16 protein-coding genes are annotated in these 15,657 nt (G+C 72.8%); 3 read left to right on the top strand and 13 right to left on the bottom strand.

What is annotated here, in order from left to right:
- Window positions 1-47: 47 nt before the first annotated feature.
- Window positions 48-506, top strand: coding sequence for a MarR family winged helix-turn-helix transcriptional regulator (locus ACZ6S4_RS35415; protein ID WP_465479097.1), 459 nt, complete (start codon window positions 48-50; stop codon window positions 504-506).
- 162 nt (window positions 507-668) lie between these two features.
- Here ACZ6S4_RS35415 and ACZ6S4_RS35410 read toward each other — a convergent pair whose 3' ends face one another.
- From ACZ6S4_RS35410 to ACZ6S4_RS35380, 7 genes are all read right to left on the bottom strand, one after another.
- On the bottom strand, window positions 669-1,604 hold the full coding sequence (locus ACZ6S4_RS35410) for a serine hydrolase (RefSeq protein ID WP_465479096.1): 936 nt from the start codon (window positions 1,602-1,604) through the stop codon (window positions 669-671).
- A gap of 124 nt (window positions 1,605-1,728) precedes the next feature.
- Window positions 1,729-2,373, bottom strand: coding sequence for a response regulator (locus ACZ6S4_RS35405; RefSeq protein WP_465479095.1), 645 nt, complete (start codon window positions 2,371-2,373; stop codon window positions 1,729-1,731).
- A gap of 2 nt (window positions 2,374-2,375) precedes the next feature.
- Window positions 2,376-3,986, bottom strand: a complete 1,611-nt coding sequence (locus ACZ6S4_RS35400; protein ID WP_465479094.1) for a sensor histidine kinase — start codon at window positions 3,984-3,986, stop codon at window positions 2,376-2,378.
- A gap of 43 nt (window positions 3,987-4,029) precedes the next feature.
- Entirely contained in the window at window positions 4,030-5,349 is a 1,320-nt protein-coding gene (locus tag ACZ6S4_RS35395; RefSeq protein ID WP_465479093.1) for an FtsX-like permease family protein, read from the bottom strand.
- Complete coding sequence (locus ACZ6S4_RS35390; protein ID WP_465479092.1) at window positions 5,346-6,068, bottom strand: ABC transporter ATP-binding protein; 723 nt, start codon at window positions 6,066-6,068, stop codon at window positions 5,346-5,348. The genes ACZ6S4_RS35395 and ACZ6S4_RS35390 overlap by 4 nt, the downstream gene beginning before the upstream one ends.
- Before the next feature lie 86 nt (window positions 6,069-6,154).
- Window positions 6,155-6,736, bottom strand: coding sequence for a hypothetical protein (locus ACZ6S4_RS35385; RefSeq protein WP_465479091.1), 582 nt, complete (start codon window positions 6,734-6,736; stop codon window positions 6,155-6,157).
- 27 nt (window positions 6,737-6,763) lie between these two features.
- Window positions 6,764-7,432, bottom strand: a complete 669-nt coding sequence (locus ACZ6S4_RS35380) for a SanA/YdcF family protein (protein ID WP_465479090.1) — start codon at window positions 7,430-7,432, stop codon at window positions 6,764-6,766.
- Between the two features lie 56 nt (window positions 7,433-7,488).
- On the opposite strand from ACZ6S4_RS35380, the gene ACZ6S4_RS35375 reads away from it, so the two are divergent.
- Window positions 7,489-8,214 carry a GNAT family N-acetyltransferase gene (locus ACZ6S4_RS35375; RefSeq protein ID WP_465479089.1) on the top strand — a complete coding sequence of 242 codons (726 nt, stop codon included), beginning with the start codon at window positions 7,489-7,491 and terminating at the stop codon, window positions 8,212-8,214.
- Between the two features lie 10 nt (window positions 8,215-8,224).
- Here the strand turns inward: ACZ6S4_RS35375 and ACZ6S4_RS35370 are convergent, their stop codons facing one another.
- The 6 genes from ACZ6S4_RS35370 to ACZ6S4_RS35345 all read right to left on the bottom strand — a co-directional run bounded on the left by ACZ6S4_RS35370 (window position 8,225) and on the right by ACZ6S4_RS35345 (window position 14,617).
- A complete protein-coding gene (locus ACZ6S4_RS35370) occupies window positions 8,225-9,070 on the bottom strand; it encodes an NAD-dependent epimerase/dehydratase family protein (RefSeq protein WP_465479088.1) in 846 nt (281 codons plus the stop codon).
- Between the two features lie 67 nt (window positions 9,071-9,137).
- Window positions 9,138-10,151 (bottom strand): LacI family DNA-binding transcriptional regulator, encoded by a 1,014-nt coding sequence (locus ACZ6S4_RS35365; RefSeq protein WP_465479087.1) that lies wholly within the window; start codon window positions 10,149-10,151, stop codon window positions 9,138-9,140.
- Between the two features lie 20 nt (window positions 10,152-10,171).
- Window positions 10,172-11,545 carry a reverse transcriptase family protein gene (locus ACZ6S4_RS35360; RefSeq protein ID WP_465479086.1) on the bottom strand — a complete coding sequence of 458 codons (1,374 nt, stop codon included), beginning with the start codon at window positions 11,543-11,545 and terminating at the stop codon, window positions 10,172-10,174.
- A gap of 113 nt (window positions 11,546-11,658) precedes the next feature.
- Window positions 11,659-13,941, bottom strand: a complete 2,283-nt coding sequence (locus tag ACZ6S4_RS35355) for an exo-beta-d-1,3/1,6-glucosidase (protein ID WP_465479085.1) — start codon at window positions 13,939-13,941, stop codon at window positions 11,659-11,661.
- A gap of 122 nt (window positions 13,942-14,063) precedes the next feature.
- Window positions 14,064-14,297, bottom strand: coding sequence for a hypothetical protein (locus ACZ6S4_RS35350; RefSeq protein ID WP_465479084.1), 234 nt, complete (start codon window positions 14,295-14,297; stop codon window positions 14,064-14,066).
- Between the two features lie 44 nt (window positions 14,298-14,341).
- Window positions 14,342-14,617: a hypothetical protein gene (locus ACZ6S4_RS35345; protein ID WP_465479083.1), complete on the bottom strand. Its 276-nt coding sequence runs from the start codon at window positions 14,615-14,617 to the stop codon at window positions 14,342-14,344.
- A 334-nt stretch (window positions 14,618-14,951) separates the two neighbouring features.
- On the opposite strand from ACZ6S4_RS35345, the gene ACZ6S4_RS35340 reads away from it, so the two are divergent.
- A complete protein-coding gene (locus ACZ6S4_RS35340; protein ID WP_465479082.1) occupies window positions 14,952-15,656 on the top strand; it encodes a GAP family protein in 705 nt (234 codons plus the stop codon).
- The last annotated feature ends 1 nt before the right edge of the window (window position 15,657 follow it).

The raw sequence follows: 15,657 nt of genomic DNA, 5'->3' as shown, positions 1-15,657 counted from the left end.
ATCTCGACTCTTGACCTTCAGTCGGCTTGAAGTTCTAGCGTCACGACGTGGTGATGAAAACGTATGCGGAGGCAGAACTGGCGGCGCAGCCGATCGGCTACTGGACCGGCGCGGCGTACCGGGCGGTCGTCGGGCGGATCCGCGCGGAGCTGGCGGTGGAGCAGCTCACCCAGCCGCACTGGTGGATCTTGAACCATGTGGCGGGCGCGCCGGGCACCTGGGAGCGGAACGGTCTGACCGGGCGGCTGCAGCGCTTCGACGACCAGGAGACGGATTTCGCGGCCGTCTTCGACGACCTTGAGGGGCGCGGCTGGGTGCTGCGGGCGGCGGACGGGTCGCTGACGCTGAGCGAGGCGGGGGAGCAGGGCCGCCTGCGGGCCCGGGAGCGCAACATGCGGGCCCATGCGGAGATGCACCAAGGCATAACTTCGCAGGAGTACGCGGCCACGCTCACGATCCTGCGCCGGGTGATCGACAATCTGGGCGGGGACAGCGACCTGCCGTAGGCGTCGAAGCCGGCTCGTAGTCGGTTCCGCCCGCGTGCGCGCTTGCCGGCCGTTTCCGCGCCGGACCACCAGGTCACAGGGCGTCGCGCCCGCCTCCGCCGACCGCGGTCACGGCATGCTCCCGGCATGCCGTGATCGCGTCCGGCGTGGCCGATCAGGAACTCAACCGCCGCTGACCGGCCGGAACGGCTTGGGCAGCGAGCGCGGCACCGCCGTGCGTGCGGTCGCCGTCGTCGGCACGGCCGGCAGGTTGTCCAGCATGGTCCGGCCGATCTTGGCGTGGGCCTGCACCGCCGGGTGGGTGGCGCCGTAGTTCTCCGGGTCGCCCAGGCCTTCGGCGAACATCGCGTACGTCAGCAGCGGCACGCCGTCCGGGCTGAACATGATGCCGGCCTCGTGCCGGGACTCGCCCAGGTCGTTGTTGTCGGCGCCGTACTTCGTCGCGACGCGCTCACGCTCCTTGGAGGACATCACCCGGCGGACGCCGTCGTGGTAGCCGTTGATCCAGCGGGTGACGCTCAGCAGGAAGTCGCACGATTCCGGCTTCAGCAGCGTCTTGGTCGCCAGGCGCCACAGCAGGTCGTGCATCTCGCGCGGCGTGGTCGTGCCCAGGAAGAAGCGGTTCGGGTTGGCCACCGGCTCGACCCGGGTGTGCACGAAGCCCTTGGCCGCGAGGATCTCGTTGATCTCCAGCGCCGGCACCACCCGCCCGCACATACGGACCGCCGTGTTGTCCGAGACCAGCAGCATCGCGGTCAGGAAGTTCGCCACCGTGATCTCGTCGCCCCACACCCGGTGCAGGTGGTAGATGCCGGAGCCGTCGAGGATGATGTCGGCCTGCAGGTCCAGCTTGGTGCCCAGGGTCAGCTGACCACGGTCGATCTTGTCCATGACGGCGGTGGCCACGGCGAGCTTCTGCACGCTGTAGCCGTACGTGACGTGGTCGGCGTCGTCCTCGACGATTCCCTTGATCGCGCCGGTGCTGTCCACGGCCGCGATGTGGGTGTGCCAGAGGCCGCCGACCTTGGCCTTCTCCTTCGCGTACACCTTCTTGATGCTCGCCGGGCCGGCCGCCGCGGCCTGGGCGGGGGTGCTCACGCCGGCACCCGCGACTGCTGCCGCGGCGCCGAGACCGAGTGCCGAACGGCGGGACATGCTGGTTGACATCGTTCTCCCTCAATGGACGGACGGTGGACCACGCGGCAAGGTACACCACGCCCGCTCATGCCCGGAGATACCGCAGCACGGCCAGCACCCGCCGGTGGTCGGTGCGCGCCTGGGGCAGGTCGAGCTTGGTGAAGATGGCGGTGACGTGCTTCTCGACGCTGCGTTCGACCAGGTGCAGAGCCTCGGCGATGGCCACGTTGGAGCGTCCCTCGGCGAGCAACCCGAGAATCTCCCGCTCCCGGTCACTGAGCCGGGCCAGACCCGCGTCGACGGCCGGCGCGGCCAGCAGCTGCCGGACGACCTCGGGGTCGAGGGCGGTGCCGCCGTCCGCGACGCGCCGCAACGCCCCGACGAACTCGTCGGTGCTGACGATCCGGTCCTTGAGCAGGTACCCGACCCGCCCGGCGTTCTCGGAGAGCAACTGCCGCGCATAGCTGGTCTCGACCCATTGCGAGAAAACCAGGACCCCGACCCCCGGGTACGCGGACCGGATCGTCAACGCGGCCCGCAGACCCTCGTCGGTGTACGTGGGCGGCATCCGCACATCAACAACGGCGGCATCGGGCGGATCGGCGGCAACGGCAGCGAGCAACGCCTCGGCGTCGGGAACGGCGGCGACCACCTCGACCTCGTGCTCGCCGAGCAGCAGGGCGATCCCGTCGCGTAGCAGCGGATTGTCCTCGGCGATGACCACGCGCACTGTCAGCCTCCGATCTCGGGAAGGATCATCGTCACCGTGGTGGGACCGCCCGGGGGTGAGTCCACGGTCAGCGAGCCGTCGAGTGCGGCGGCTCGCCGGGCCAGTCCGGCCAGTCCTGTCCCGGAGGCAGCCGGCCGCGGAGATCGGCCTACGTCGGCGGCGGCGCCGGGCGCGGACTGGGAAGCGGCGGGGATGGCCGCCGAGACGCCCGGATCGGGGCGCACGGTGCCGGTCCGGGAGGCTGCGGCTTCGGACGGCACGATGTTGGGCGAGTAGGCACCGGATTCAGGCGGGACGCCGCTGGTCCGGGAGGTGCCCGGACCGGGCGTCGCGGTGTTGGTCCGGGCGGCACCGGATTCAGGCGGGACGCCGCTGGTCCCGGAGGTGCCCGGATCGGGCGTCGCGGTGTTGGTCCGGGCGGTGGCGGGTCCGGGCGGCGCGGTGCCGGTCCGGGGAGCGGCGGGATCGGGCGGCGCAAGATTTCGATCAGCGGTGGCGGATCCGGCGCTGCCGGGGGTCATGACCGCCGCGCCGCCGTGGCCGTCGTCGGTCACCGTCAGGCGTAGGCGGCGGTTCTCTGTGCGGAGGTCGATGCGGACCCGGGACGCGTTCGCGTGGCGGGCGACGTTGGTGAGGAGTTCGGCCACCGCGAAGTACAAAGCCGATGCCGTCGCGTCCGGTGGGCGGCGGGGCAGTGACACGGTGACCTCCGCCGGCACGGCGCTGCGGGCCGCCAGGGTTGTCAGGGCCACTTCGAGGCCGTCGTCCAGCGCCGGTGGGTGCATGCCGCGGACGATGTCGCGGAGCTCCGCCAGTGCTTCCGTGACTGTGCCGCGGGCGTCCGCCGCGAGCTTGCGAACCGGGTCGTCGGTGCTGCGGTGCTCGATCCGGGACAGAGTCAGGCCCAGGGCGACGAGGCGGGCCTGCGTACCGTCGTGCAGGTCGCGCTCGACGCGGCGCAGGAGCGCCGCGGCATCCGATTGCAGGGCCGCGCGGCCGGCCTCGAGCTCCGCGATGCGGCGCTGGGCCTCGCTGGGGTGCAGCAGGGCCCGCACCAGGAACCGGTCGAGCAGCACGACCAGCCGCAGCCACCAGGGCGTCGCCAGCAGCACCGCGAGTCCCTGCACCGCGATGATCCACGTCTGCGACCACGTGTCGGTCTCGAACGCCCGGGCGTCCGCGGGGACCAGGAACCACCACAGCGGATACGTGATGCCCACCGGCGCGACCACCACGGCGAACAGGCCCGGGTACGCCCCGACGACCGCCAGCGGCCACCGGGCCAGGCAATAGGCCAGCGCCCGCCACGCGGTCGGGTCGCTGGGCAGCGCCCGGGCCCGTCCCCACCACGTGCCGGCGGGCAGCGGCGGTGGGTCGGTCCAGTCCCAGCCGAGCAGTTTCCGGGCCGGGCCGCGGAAGTAGCGCGGGGTCAAGCGGGCGAGGGTGAGCACGCCGACCAGCAGCGGCAGGCCGACGGTCAGCGCCGACGCCACAGTGGTCACCGCACCGACCACCGCCAGCACGAAGGTCGGCAGTCCGAGAAAGACCCCGGAGACCAGGTAGGCCAGCTCCCGCCAGGTGCGTGCGGTCAGCCAGGCCCGCACCACGATCACCCGACCACCCCGATCCCGGCCCGCTGCCCGGCCTGCGGCAGGGTCATGAGACCACCTCGATCGGGGGCCGGCGCATGGCCAGGGCAGCCGGCAGCGCGGTCCCCGCCAGGACCAGGGCAGCCGTGGCCAGCACCCCGGTGACCAGCCAACTGACCGGCATCCACGGCATCCAGGTGCCCAGCGCCGTGTGCAGCAGCGGCAGCGTCGTGATCGCGGCCACCGCCGCGCCCACCACCAGTGCTGTTGCGGTCACCAGCAGAGCCTCGCAGACCACGACCGTCAGGGCGCGCCTGCGGGTTGCTCCGGCGAGTTGGGTTACCGCCAGGTCTCGGCGGCGGGACAGGACCACCGTGACCAGGGTGTTGACCGCTGCGACCGCGGCGAAGGCGACGTAGACCGAGGTGCCGGAATACTCCAGCCAGCGGTCCGCGGCCGCCGGTGCCGTTCCTGTCGTGTGTTCCGTGGTTTTCAGGATGATGACTTTGACGGCGGTGAAGGCGATCGCCAGGGTGAGCGGCACCAGGGCGCTGGACAGGGCTTTCGCTCGGACGGCGATGGAGTCGCCCGCCAGCCGGCCGGTGTCGCCGAACATCCTGCCGACGATTGCCGCGACCCGGAGCAGGGCCGGTCCCAGCAGGCCTGCACCGACGCAGAGGGCCAGCATCACCAGCAGGCCCAGGGCGTCGGTGGTTTCCGCGTCCAGGTCGGCGATCGCGATCGACAGCACGGTGCCGCCGGTCACCAGGATCAGCCCGGCGGTCGTGCGTACTCGGCCGATGCGCCGGCGGGGTGCTGCTGTTTCGGCCAGGGCCGCGGCGGGTCGCATCCGGGACGGGCGGATCGCGGCGATCAGGGCGCCGGCCAGGGACGTGCCCACCGTGACGGCCAGGGCGATCGGCAGGGCCGCTGGGTGGGGGTGGAAGGTGACCGTGGCCGGGGCCAGGTCGTGGGTGACGACGCCGCTGATCCATTCCCGACCGCCGAGGCTGCCCAGGGGCACCCCGAGCAGGGTGGCCGGCACGGCGACGATCGCCGCCTGGGCCGCCACCGAGCGGCGGACCCGGCCGGGGGTGGCGCCGATCGCACGGACCAGGGCGATGTCGCGGGCCTGCTGGGCGATGGTGGCCGCCATCGTCACGCCGACGACGATGATCGACAGGTAGATCGCGATCATCACGAAGATGATCGCGATGTCGGTGAGGCCGTTGTCGGTGAGAGCCTGCCGGGCGCCGGCGTCCAGCGGGGCCCGGTCGAACGAGGTGGTGATGCCCAGGCCGGCCGCGACCAGGGCCGCGGCCAGCAGCTGGGTGGAGAACGGTCCGAGGAACGACCACGGGTTGCTGCGTAACGCCTGCCGGATCATGCCGCCACCGCCGTGGAGACCGCGCGGAGCCGGTCGGCGATCGCCGGGGCGTCCGGCGTGGCCGCGTCCGTGGCCACGGCGCCCGCGCGCAGCAGCACCAGCCGGTCGCTCCAGGCCGCCGCGACCGGGTCGTGGGTGACCATCAGCACGGTCACGCCCTGCTCGTCGACCGCGCGGCGCAGCAGGCCGAGGATCTGGCCGCCGGTCGTCGGGTCGAGCGCCCCCGTGGGCTCGTCCGCGAAGATGACCGACGGGCCGGTGACCAGGGCCCGGGCGATCGCCACGCGCTGGCGCTGGCCGCCGGAGAGCTCGCCCACCGGGCGGGAGCCGGTGCCGGCCAGGCCCACCGCCGCCAGCACCTCGTCGATGCCGCGCCGGCGCGGGCCGCCGAGCCGGCCGGGCAGCGCGAGATTCTGCCGCACGGTGAGCTCCGACAGCAGGTTGTAGGACTGGAAGACGAAGCCGACCCGGTCGCGCCGCCAGCGGGTGAGGGGCCGCTCCCGCAGCCGGCTGATCTCGCGGCCGGCCAGCCGGACCGAGCCCGCGGTGGGCCGGTCGAGCCCGGCGGCGCAGTGCAGCAGCGTGCTCTTTCCCGATCCGGTCGCGCCCATCACGGCGACGAACTCGCCGGCCCCCACGGACAGGCTCACCTGCCGCAGGGCCACGATGCCGCGCGGGAAGGCGCGGGCGACGTCCCTCAGTTCCAAGACCGATTCCATGCCGTCCAGCCTGGCCGCCGGGAGCGCACCCGACATCGGGGCTGGCTCCCGTCCGGGGGTGCGGATAACCGCACCCCGGCGCGCGGTCAGGGCAGGAACTGCTGCTCGATCTTCGTCACCTCGCCCTGCTTGACGGTGAACCAGAACAGGGTGCCCTTGAGCAGGTTGCCGAAGTGGTTCTCCACCGCCGACACCGCGATGGTCTCCTCGGTCCCCGGGCCGGTCGCCCCGACGACCTCGACCTTGATGGTCTGGGACAGCGGGAGCTTCCGGAGTTTCTTGTTGTCGTTGATGATGAAGTAGTCGTTGTCCGGCGAGTCCTGCTCGGAATCGGGGTATTTCTTCTGCCAGGCCGCCGCGGCGGCGTCCCCGGTGAGGAACTCCACGAGGTCCATGGACACGGTCTCGCCGGCCACCTTGGCGATGAAGCCGGGCCAGCGGCCGTCGGCCAGCAGGACCGCCGGCTTTGTGGAGGTCGCTGTCGCGACGGGGGTGACGGTCGCGTCCGGCGCCGGGCCGTCACCGAACTGGGCGGTGGATCCGGGTACGGCGGCCGGCGGGGTGGCTGACTTGTCCCCGGCCGACTGCCCGGAGCAGGCGGTGGCGAGGGTGAGCACGGAGACTGCGAGGCCGGTGGCGGCGAGCAGTCTGGGCAGGTGTGACGGCATGAGCAGAAGATCCCATACCCGCGCCACTCAGTAGCTGTTCAGGGCCGCCTCGACGCCCGGTTCCCGCGGGCCGAGGAAGACCGGGTCACGGCCGGAGAGTACGTCGGTGAGCGCCTTGACCACCGCACCGCGCTCGCGGATCACACTGTTGCGCCACGGCTCGCGGTAGATCCGGACGGTGTCGTCGCCCACCCCGGTCGCGTCGACGCCCAGCCGGCGGCACAGGGTCACCGCGCGGTCGATGTGGTAGCTCTGGGTCACCACGACGGCCTTGCTGACGCCGAACACCTCGCGGGCCCGGGCGCACGAGTCGTACGTGTCGAAGCCCGCGTGGTCCAGCACGATCCGCTGGCTCGGCACGCCCCGGTCGACCAGCCACTGGAACATCGCCCCGGGCTCGTTGTAACCCCAGTCCATGTGGTCGCCGGAGACCAGGATCGCGCGCACCTTGCCGGCGGCGAGCAGTTGCCGGGCGATCTCCAGCCGCGCGGCCAGGAACGGCGAGGGGTTGCCGTCGGGATACACCTGGGCGCCCAGCACCAGTGCAACCGGGGCCGCGGGCACTGCTGCCACGGTGTAGACGTGGCCGCGGGCCGCAGCGCGTACCCAGAGGTCGCCGGCCGCCATGGTGAGCACCGCTGCCGCCACGCTGAGCGCACCCGCCACGACGCCGCGCCGGAACCAGACCTTGATCATGCCGGTGACGATGCCAGCCGGCGTCAAGCGCGGCGGACCGGGCATCATTGCCGGTGATGACGGCCTTGGATCGGATCTCCGCCGACGACGACCCGCTGCTGCTGTGGACGGCTCAGGACATGCGTACCGGTGCCCGCGCCTGGGCTCTCGGCGACGCCGCGGCCGTCGCCTGCCGGGACGTCTCCCGCCGCGACCGGCTGGCGCTGCGCGGCAGCCCCGATGACGTCGCCGAGCTGGTGCGGCGCATCCGAGCGCAGGTCACCGGCTTCAACCCGGTCGCGGACGCGGCGCTGATCGACGCTCTCACCGAACGGGTCGAGGGTCTGCAGCTGGTGGCCCGCTTCGGCTGGATGGACACCACCACGCCGGCGCCCGCGCCGGTCCGCGTCGCCGGCGAGCCGCGCTGGCTCACCGATGCCGAGATCCCCGAGGTCACGGCGCTGCTGGAGGCCGAGCACCCCGGTTCGTGGGCCCGGCCCGGCGACTCCGGGGTACGGCGCTGGGCCGGTCTGCGCGACGCCACCGGGCAGCTGCAGGCGGTGGCGGCCGACGCCTGGTCCGTACCGGAGATCGGTTTTGTCGCCGGGGTGGCGACCCGGACCCGGACCCGCGGGCAGGGCCTCGGCACGACGCTCTGCGCCTTTGTCACCGACGAGCTGATCAAGGGCCGCAGCCGGGTGGCGCTGCTGGTCGACGGCAACAACTTCGCGGCGATCCGGACCTACGAGAAGCTGGGCTACCGGATGCGGCCGATCGCGGCCGCCCGGCTCACCGCGCCGTGAGGCCCGGCTCTCACGACACCTCGTCGCGCCAGCTGTGCTCGGGCTCGTAGCCCAGGACCCGGCGGGCCTTGTCGATCGAGAGCAGCGTCTCGTGCTCCCCGAGCTCTTTCTTCACCGGTACGCCGGGAAAGACCTCCGCCGCCAGCGAAGCACTCGACCGGCTCATCACGGTGTCGGCGTTGGCGATGACGAAGACCTCCACGCCGGGCGTCCCGTACGCCAGCGCCTTGCGCACCGCCTGCGCCCCGTCGCGGGCGTCGATGTAGCCCCACAGGTTCCAGCTGCGGCTGCGCGGGTCGGCGTCGAACGACGGGAACCCGGCGTAGTCCTCCGGGTCCATGACGTTGGAGAAGCGCAGCCCGATCATCTTCAGCTCGGGATTCCACCGGCAGAACTGCGCGGCCATCGTCTCCTCGAGGTGCTTGACCAGCGAGTACGTCGACTCCGGGCGGGCCGGATAGTCCTCGTCGACCGGGATGTACGGCGGCGGGGTGCTGAACGGCAGCCCCAGCACGGTCTCGCTGGAAGCCCATACGACGTTGGTGATCCCGGCCAGGCGGGCCGCCGAGAAGACGTTGTAGGTGGCCGTGATGTTGTTCTGGAACGTCGCCGCGTTCGGGATGAGGCCGGGCGCCGGGATCGCCGCCAGGTGCACCACCGCGTCGATCTTGTCGTAGCGGTCGTCGATGGCGGTGAGCGCCTCGACGGTCTGCCCGTAGTCGGTCAGGTCGATCTTCAGGGCCGGGCGCGGGGCCGCGACGTCGAGGTTGACGACCTCGTTGCCGTGCGCGGCCAGATCCGCGAGCACCGCCCGTCCCAGCTTGCCGCTTCCGCCGGTCACCGCGATCCGGGTCATGTCATTCCTCTCGCCAGCTGCTTGCGGTCATCTTGCCCGCCGGACGGGGAACGAACCGGATGCGCGGTCAGCGTGGCGGGGCCGTGCTGCCCCGGGTGGTCAGGTGGGCGGCGCTGCCCTCGGCGCTGTCGACCTTCTCGCCGTCGATCACCCTGAGCAGCTGCCGGGCCGCCTGGGCGCCGTACCCGGGGATGTCCCGGCTCAGGGTGGTCAACGCCGGGTGCACCAGGCTGCACAGCAGCGAGTCGTCCCAGGCCACGATGGACAGGTCGGCGGGCACGGACAGGCCCATCTGCTGGGCCGCGGCCAGGCCGGCGACCGCCATCACGTCGTTGTCGTAGATGATCGCGGTGGGCCGGTCGGTGCGGATCAGCAGACGCCGGGTGGCCCGGCCGCCCTCCTCACCGGTGTAGTCCGCCTGCGCGGTGACCGCGTCGTGCAGGCCGAGCGCCGCGCACGCCTCGACGAACGCGCGGGTCCGCTCGTGGGTGTGCAGCAGGCTGGTGAGCCCGCTCACCCGGGCGATCCGGCGATGGCCCAGCGCGGCGAGGTAACGCACGGCCTCGGTCATCGAGCCGGTGTCGTCGGACCAGAGCTGCGGGATGGTGCCGGTGTCGGCCGGGCCGCCCAGCATCACGGCCGGCAGCTCGAGCTCCTGCAGCACCGGGATGCGGATGTCGCCCTCACGCAGGTCGGTGAGGATCACGCCGTCGATGCGCCGCTCACCCCACCAGCGCCGGTAGACCTCGACCTCCTCCTCGGGGGTGGAGACCACCTGCAGGGTCAGCGCGTAGGAGCGGGCCGCCAGCTCCTGCTCGAAGCCGCTGATCAGGCCCATGAACCACGGCTCGACGCCGAGGATCTTGGCCGGCCGGCACGGGGCCAGGCCGACGGCGTTCGCGCTCGCCCGGGACAGCGCCCGGGCCGCGTTGCTGGGGCTGAATCCGATGTCCCGGGCGACGGCGAGGATGCGCTCGCGGGTGCTGTCCGAGACTCCTGGCTGGCCGTTGAGCGCGTACGACACCGCGCCTTTCGAGACGCCGGCGTGCCGCGCGACATCGGCGATCGTAGGCCGCTTCACTCACTCTCCCGGGGTCACCGTCAGCTTACCGGCGCGGGTGGTGCAGCGGGAGCGGCCACCGCCGCCCGGAGCAGGTCGTGCAGCTTGGCGGCGCGGGCGGGGTGGCGGTGGGCCATCCAGGCGACGCGGCCGGCGAGGTGCGCGGCGAAATCCGGATGCCCCTCCCGGTTGGCGGCGGCCAGCCCGTGCCGGCCGGCGTTGTGCAGGACCGCCCGCAGCCGGTCGTAGTCCTCGCGGGCCACGGCCGGTCGCGCGTTGACCACCAGGCCGGCCAGCAGCTGCCGATCTCCCTGCCGGCGCACCCGGGTCTTGTCCGGGTGCGTCCGGAACCCCTCCTCGGCGACGACGGTGCGCACGTACGCGATCAGGTCGTGGACCCGGCGGTCGCCCAGCGTGCCGGAGAAGGCCAGGTCGTCCGCGTAGCGGGAGTAGTGCAGGCCGAAGCGGTCGGCCAGGCCGGTCAGCCGCCGGTCCAGCCGGAACGCGCACAGGTTGGCCAGCGCCGGAGAGGTCGGCGCGCCCTGCGGCAGGTGCGGCCGGCGCAGCAACGCCGCCCGCGTCGCGTCCGGAGCGCCGCGCAGCACGTGCGCCGGCGTACGGGTGGTGGTCAGCGCGGTCAGCGTGTGCGCCACCGGCTCGGGAAAGCCGGCCTGGCGGAACACCGCATACACCCGGGCCGCCGTGATGCTGGAGAAGAACGCCCGCAGATCCAGGCTGACCAGCACCTCCTGCCCGGCGTGCGAGGCCGCGAAGCTGTGCACGCCGCGGCCGGGCACGAAACCGTGGACCCGCTCGTGCACCGGTACCCCGGCGAGGACCTCGGCGAGCAGCCGCCGTTGCAGGTCGCGCAGCATCGGCTTGGGCGCCTCGATCAGCCGGTGCGGCAGCCAGGTGTAGCGGTAGTGGCGCAGCCGTTCGTCGCGGGCGTACCGGTTGATCTCCCGCCGGTCGGCGAACCAGTCCATCATGTCGCCGTCGAGAGACAGGAAGTCGGCCAGGGCGGCCAGGTCGTCGATCCGCGGTGTCGGCCAGCGCATCCGGGTGGTCCGGGTCGGCGCGACCAAGCGGTGCCGCACGACCGTGCGGTGCGCGCCCAGGTGTCCGCTCGCGGCGAGGAAGCCGGCCAGCTCACGCGGCCGGTCGGCCGGGGCTTCCCGGTACGCCCGGAGCGCCGCGCCCACCGCCGGACGCACCCAGCGCGCCCGCCGTCCGAAGACGACCCAGGCCGCCCGCAGCATCGCCGCCCGCCGCCACGACGTGGTCAGCAGGGCATCGGCCAGCGCCGTCGCGTCCCGCCCGACGGTAGTGGCAGCGTGCCCCGACGATGCCCGGTCGTGCCTGCGCCGAGCTGCGCGAAGCGCAGAGGCGCGCCGGCGATGCGCTGCGGTGGTCAATCCTGCGCCCTCGGGGTTACCCCGAAGAAACCCTCGTCGCGCCGCGGGCGGCGCGCGACGGTCAGCTCGGGACACGCTGCCATCACGGCAGCATAGAACCCCGCCGCCAGCCGTCAGCCGATGCTGAAGCGGGCGCTGAGCAGGCTCTCCGGGCGCGAGCTGGGTCCCACCAGCAGGTCGAAGTCGCCGGGCTCGACGACCCGGCGGGCGTCCGCGGTGACCAGCGAGCAGTCGGCCGCGGCCAGCTCGATGTCGACCGTGACGCTCTCGCCCGCGGGCACCAGCACCTGCCGGTACGCCTTCAGCTCCCGCGCCGCCCAGGTGACACTGGTGACGAGGTCGCTGATGTAGGCCTGCACGGTCTCCAGCGCCGGCCGGGTGCCGGTGTTGGTGAGCCGGACACTCGCCTGGATCGTGCCGTCGGCGCGCACCCGCGGCCGGGCGATCGTCAGGTCCGCGTACTCGATGGTGGTGTAGCTCAGGCCCTCGCCGAAGGCGAACAGCGGGTCCTGGGTCAGGTCCGCGTAGCGGGTGCCGTGCTGGCCGCGGATCTGGTTGTAGTAGACCGGCTGCTGGCCGACGTGCCGGGCCGCCGACAGCGGCATCCGCCCGGTCGGCTCGACCAGCCCGAACAGCAGCTCGGCCAGCGCGCGGCCGCCACGCATGCCCGGGTTGAAGGCCTGCACGATCGCGGCCGAGGCCAGCGCGGACGGCGGCAGCGCGGCCGGCTTGGAGTTCAGCAGCACCAGTACCACCGGGGTGTCGAGCTCGGCGAGTGCGTCCAGCAGCGCGATCTGCCCGCCCTGCAGCTCCAGCGTCGCGGTGGACTTGCTCTCGCCGGTCAGCGCGACGGTGTCGCCGACCACCACGACCGCGTAGTCGGCGGCGCGCGCGGCGGCCACCGCCTCGGCGATGAGCGCGGGGTCGGCGGTGGCGGGCTCGGAGATCGGCGGCCGCGGCTGCCCGTCTGGGTACGTCGCACCGGCCGGGTCCGGCACCAACCGCTCGATCTCGGCCCCGAGCGCGGTGGTGATCGTCCAGTCTGCCGGGGCGACCCGACGGAAGCCGTCGAGCACGGTCTCGATCAGCTCGCGGGGCTGGCCGTCGGGCATCCAGTCGACCTGCCCGGAGGCGCCGGCCCAGTCACCCAACTGCGACTGCGGGGCGTCCGCGTTGGGGCCGATGACCGCGACGGTCCGCGCACCGGTGTCCCCCGAGGCGCGCCCGTCCGCGTCGGCGACCAGTCCACCGGCCAGCGGCAGCGTGCCGTCGTTGCGCAGCAGGACCAGCGACCGGCGGGCGATCTCGAGGTTGAGCGCGGCGTGGTCGCGGTGCCCGATCACGGCCGCCTGCCGTACGGCGTCAGGGGCCCGCGGGTTCTCGAAGAGGCCGAACTCGAACTTGAGCCGCAGGATCCGCCGGACCGCCGCGTCGATCTCATCCTCACTGATCCGGCCCTGCTCGACGGCGGTCTGCGCGCCCTCGAAGAAGCCCGGGGTGGTCATCACCAGGTCGTTGCCCGCCCGGACGGCCTGCGCGGCGGCGTCGACCAGGTCGGCGCAGACCTTCTGCTCCCAGACCATCCGGCCGACGTTGTCCCAGTCGGTGACCAGCGTGCCGGTGAAGCCCCACTCCTGCTTGAGCACGTCGTTGAGCAGCCACCGGTTGAGGGTGATGGGCACGCCGTCCATCGACTGGTAGCCGAGCATGAAGGTGGCGCAGCCCTCGCGGGCCACCCGCTCGAACGGCGGCAGGAACCACGAGCGCAGCTTGCGGGGGCTCAGGTCGGCCTCGCTGGCGTCGCGCCCGCCCTGGGTCTCGGAGTAGCCCGCGAAGTGCTTGGCGGAGGCCAGCACGGCGGTCGGGTCGGTCAGGCCGTCGCCCTGGTAGCCGCGGACCATCGCGGCGCCGAGCTCACCGATCAGGAACGGGTCCTCGCCGAACGTTTCGTCCACCCGGCCCCAGCGCAGGTCCCGGGTGATGCACAGCACGGGGGAGAAGGTCCAGTGGATGCCGGTCGCGGAGACCTCGATCGCGGTGGTCCGGGCCACCCGCTCGACCAGGCCCGCGTCCCAGCTGGCGGCCATGGCGAGCTGGGTCGGGAAGACCGTGGCGCCGGGCCAGAAGCCGTGCCCGTGGATGCAGTCCTCGGCGGTGATCAGCGGAATGCCGAGCCGGGTGCCGGCGGCCAGGTCGATCGCCTCCAGCATGCGCTGCGGGGAGGCGTGCAGGATCGAGCCGGCGAGCCGGGTGCTGACCGCGTCCTTGAGGTCGCCGCGCGCGTCGAGCTGCAACATCTGGCCGACCTTCTCGGCCAGGGTCATCCGGCCGAGCAGATCCTCGACCCGCTGCTCGACGGGCAGCGAGGGATCACGGTACGGGTCCGCAGCGGCCACGAGGTTTCCTCCGAAACGCAACACATCGGTAAGCGTCCGGAAGTGTCGCACAGCCCGGAACCGGTACCGGCGACCCCAGGGGTCGTATCTTCGGTCAATTTGTACCGGAACCGGGCGTACGGTCAGGCGTCGTTGTCGCTGCTGTCCACGCTGGGGACTTCGATGCCCGCCGCGTCGATGGCGTCCAGGCGGGCCCCCGCGGCCTCCTTCTCGCGCTGGGCCAGGTTCGCGTACTCGGCCTGCACGGACGGGTCGTCGAGGTCCTCCACGCGGTCGAAGAAGCGCTGGGTGGTGCGGACGGCCTCGGCGTACGCCAGGGCGGTCTCCCGGATGCGGACCAGATCCTTGTCAGCCATGGCTGAAGTCATACCCGCCCACGTCGCTGCCCGTCCACCGCCTCTCAGTAGGAGGGGCAGATCCGCTTGCGCACGACCTCGAGGATCCGGGCGGCGGTGGCCTCGCCGAAGCCGTCGGGATGGTCCGGCGCGGTGAAGCGCTGGTTGGTCAGCGCCACCAGCTCGGCCTGGTCGTCCGGCCACTCCTTGACGCTGGCGCACTGGTCGCGGCCCCGGTCGACGAGCCGGCGGATGTCGCCGTCGCCGACGATGGCCGGGTCGATCTGCCGCAGGTCGGCGACGTAGGCCTCGGCGGTCGCCCGGTCCGGCGGCGGCAGCATCCCGGGCGGGGGAGGCGCGCCACCGGGCGGAGGGCCTCCAGGGTGTGGGCCACCGGGCGGAGGGTAGCCGGGTGGAGGCCCTCCGCCCGGCGAACCGGCAGGCTCGGCGGAGCCGCAGCCGGCCAGCGCGGCCAGGACCGCACCGACGGCCAGGACCTGACGTACCCGCACAGTGGACCTCCCCGGAGCGCTTGACCCGACCGGGGCACGATAGCGGCTGACGAGGGCCACCCGGCCGGACCGCCCGTCCGGTCCCGGGCGGACCCGCCGAGGGCCACCGGCGCTGCGGTCGTGGGGCAGCGGAACGTCGTAGGCGGCACCTAGAGTCCTTGCGGTGGAGTGGACTCTTGTCGCCGCCCTGGTAGGTCTGGCCCTGGTCGACAGCACGAGCATCGGGACGCTGCTCATTCCGCTGTGGATGCTGCTCGAGCCGAAGCTGCGGGTGCGGCAGTTCTTCGTCTATCTGGGCACGGTCGCGGGCTTCTACTTCGTCGTCGGGCTGATCCTGATCACCGGCGCGGGCTCGCTGCGCGGCCTGCTCGACGGCAACGATGTCGTGGGCCGGGTCCAGCTGGTGGTGGGTGTCGCGCTGTTCCTGCTCAGCTTCTACTTCGAGCCCAAGCGCGTGCGCCGGCGTCGCGCCCGCCGGGGTGGGGTGGACCCGGCGACGCGCTGGCGGACCCGGCTGTCGACCGCCGAGGCCTCCCCGCGGGCGATGGCCGGGCTGGGCATCGCTGCGGCGGGCATCGAGGTGCTGTCGATGGTGCCGTACCTGGCGGCGGTCGGATTGCTGACGGCGGCGGACGTGGGCGCCCCCGTGCGAGTGGCGCTGCTCACCGGGTACGTCGTCGTGATGGTGCTGCCCGCGCTGCTGCTGCTCGGGGTGCGTACCGCGCTGGGCAGCCGGATCGAGACGCCGTTGCAGCTGGTCAGCGCGTGGATGTCCCGGCACCTGGACGGGGCGCTGGGCTGGGTCCTGGCGATCATCGGCGTGCTGCTCGTGCGGGACGCGGCGTTCCGGCTGCACCTGATCGGGTGAG

The sequence above is a fragment of the Actinoplanes sp. NPDC051405 genome (genome assembly GCF_055586185.1).
Note: the sequence above shows the minus strand (reverse complement) of the source record. Positions and strands in the feature narration are given on the sequence as shown.

What these genes read in the sequence shown, in the direction of transcription:
- ACZ6S4_RS35395 (WP_465479093.1), bottom strand. Translation starts at nt 5,349, where the DNA reads ATGATCCGGCAGGCGTTACGCAGCAACCCGTGGTCGTTCCTCGGACCG.
- ACZ6S4_RS35390 (WP_465479092.1), bottom strand. Translation starts at nt 6,068, where the DNA reads ATGGAATCGGTCTTGGAACTGAGGGACGTCGCCCGCGCCTTCCCGCGC.
- ACZ6S4_RS35385 (WP_465479091.1), bottom strand. Translation starts at nt 6,736, where the DNA reads ATGCCGTCACACCTGCCCAGACTGCTCGCCGCCACCGGCCTCGCAGTC.
- ACZ6S4_RS35380 (WP_465479090.1), bottom strand. Translation starts at nt 7,432, where the DNA reads ATGATCAAGGTCTGGTTCCGGCGCGGCGTCGTGGCGGGTGCGCTCAGC.
- ACZ6S4_RS35375 (WP_465479089.1), top strand. Translation starts at nt 7,489, where the DNA reads ATGACGGCCTTGGATCGGATCTCCGCCGACGACGACCCGCTGCTGCTG.
- ACZ6S4_RS35370 (WP_465479088.1), bottom strand. Translation starts at nt 9,070, where the DNA reads ATGACCCGGATCGCGGTGACCGGCGGAAGCGGCAAGCTGGGACGGGCG.
- ACZ6S4_RS35350 (WP_465479084.1), bottom strand. Translation starts at nt 14,297, where the DNA reads ATGGCTGACAAGGATCTGGTCCGCATCCGGGAGACCGCCCTGGCGTAC.
- ACZ6S4_RS35345 (WP_465479083.1), bottom strand. Translation starts at nt 14,617, where the DNA reads ATGCTGCCGCCGCCGGACCGGGCGACCGCCGAGGCCTACGTCGCCGAC.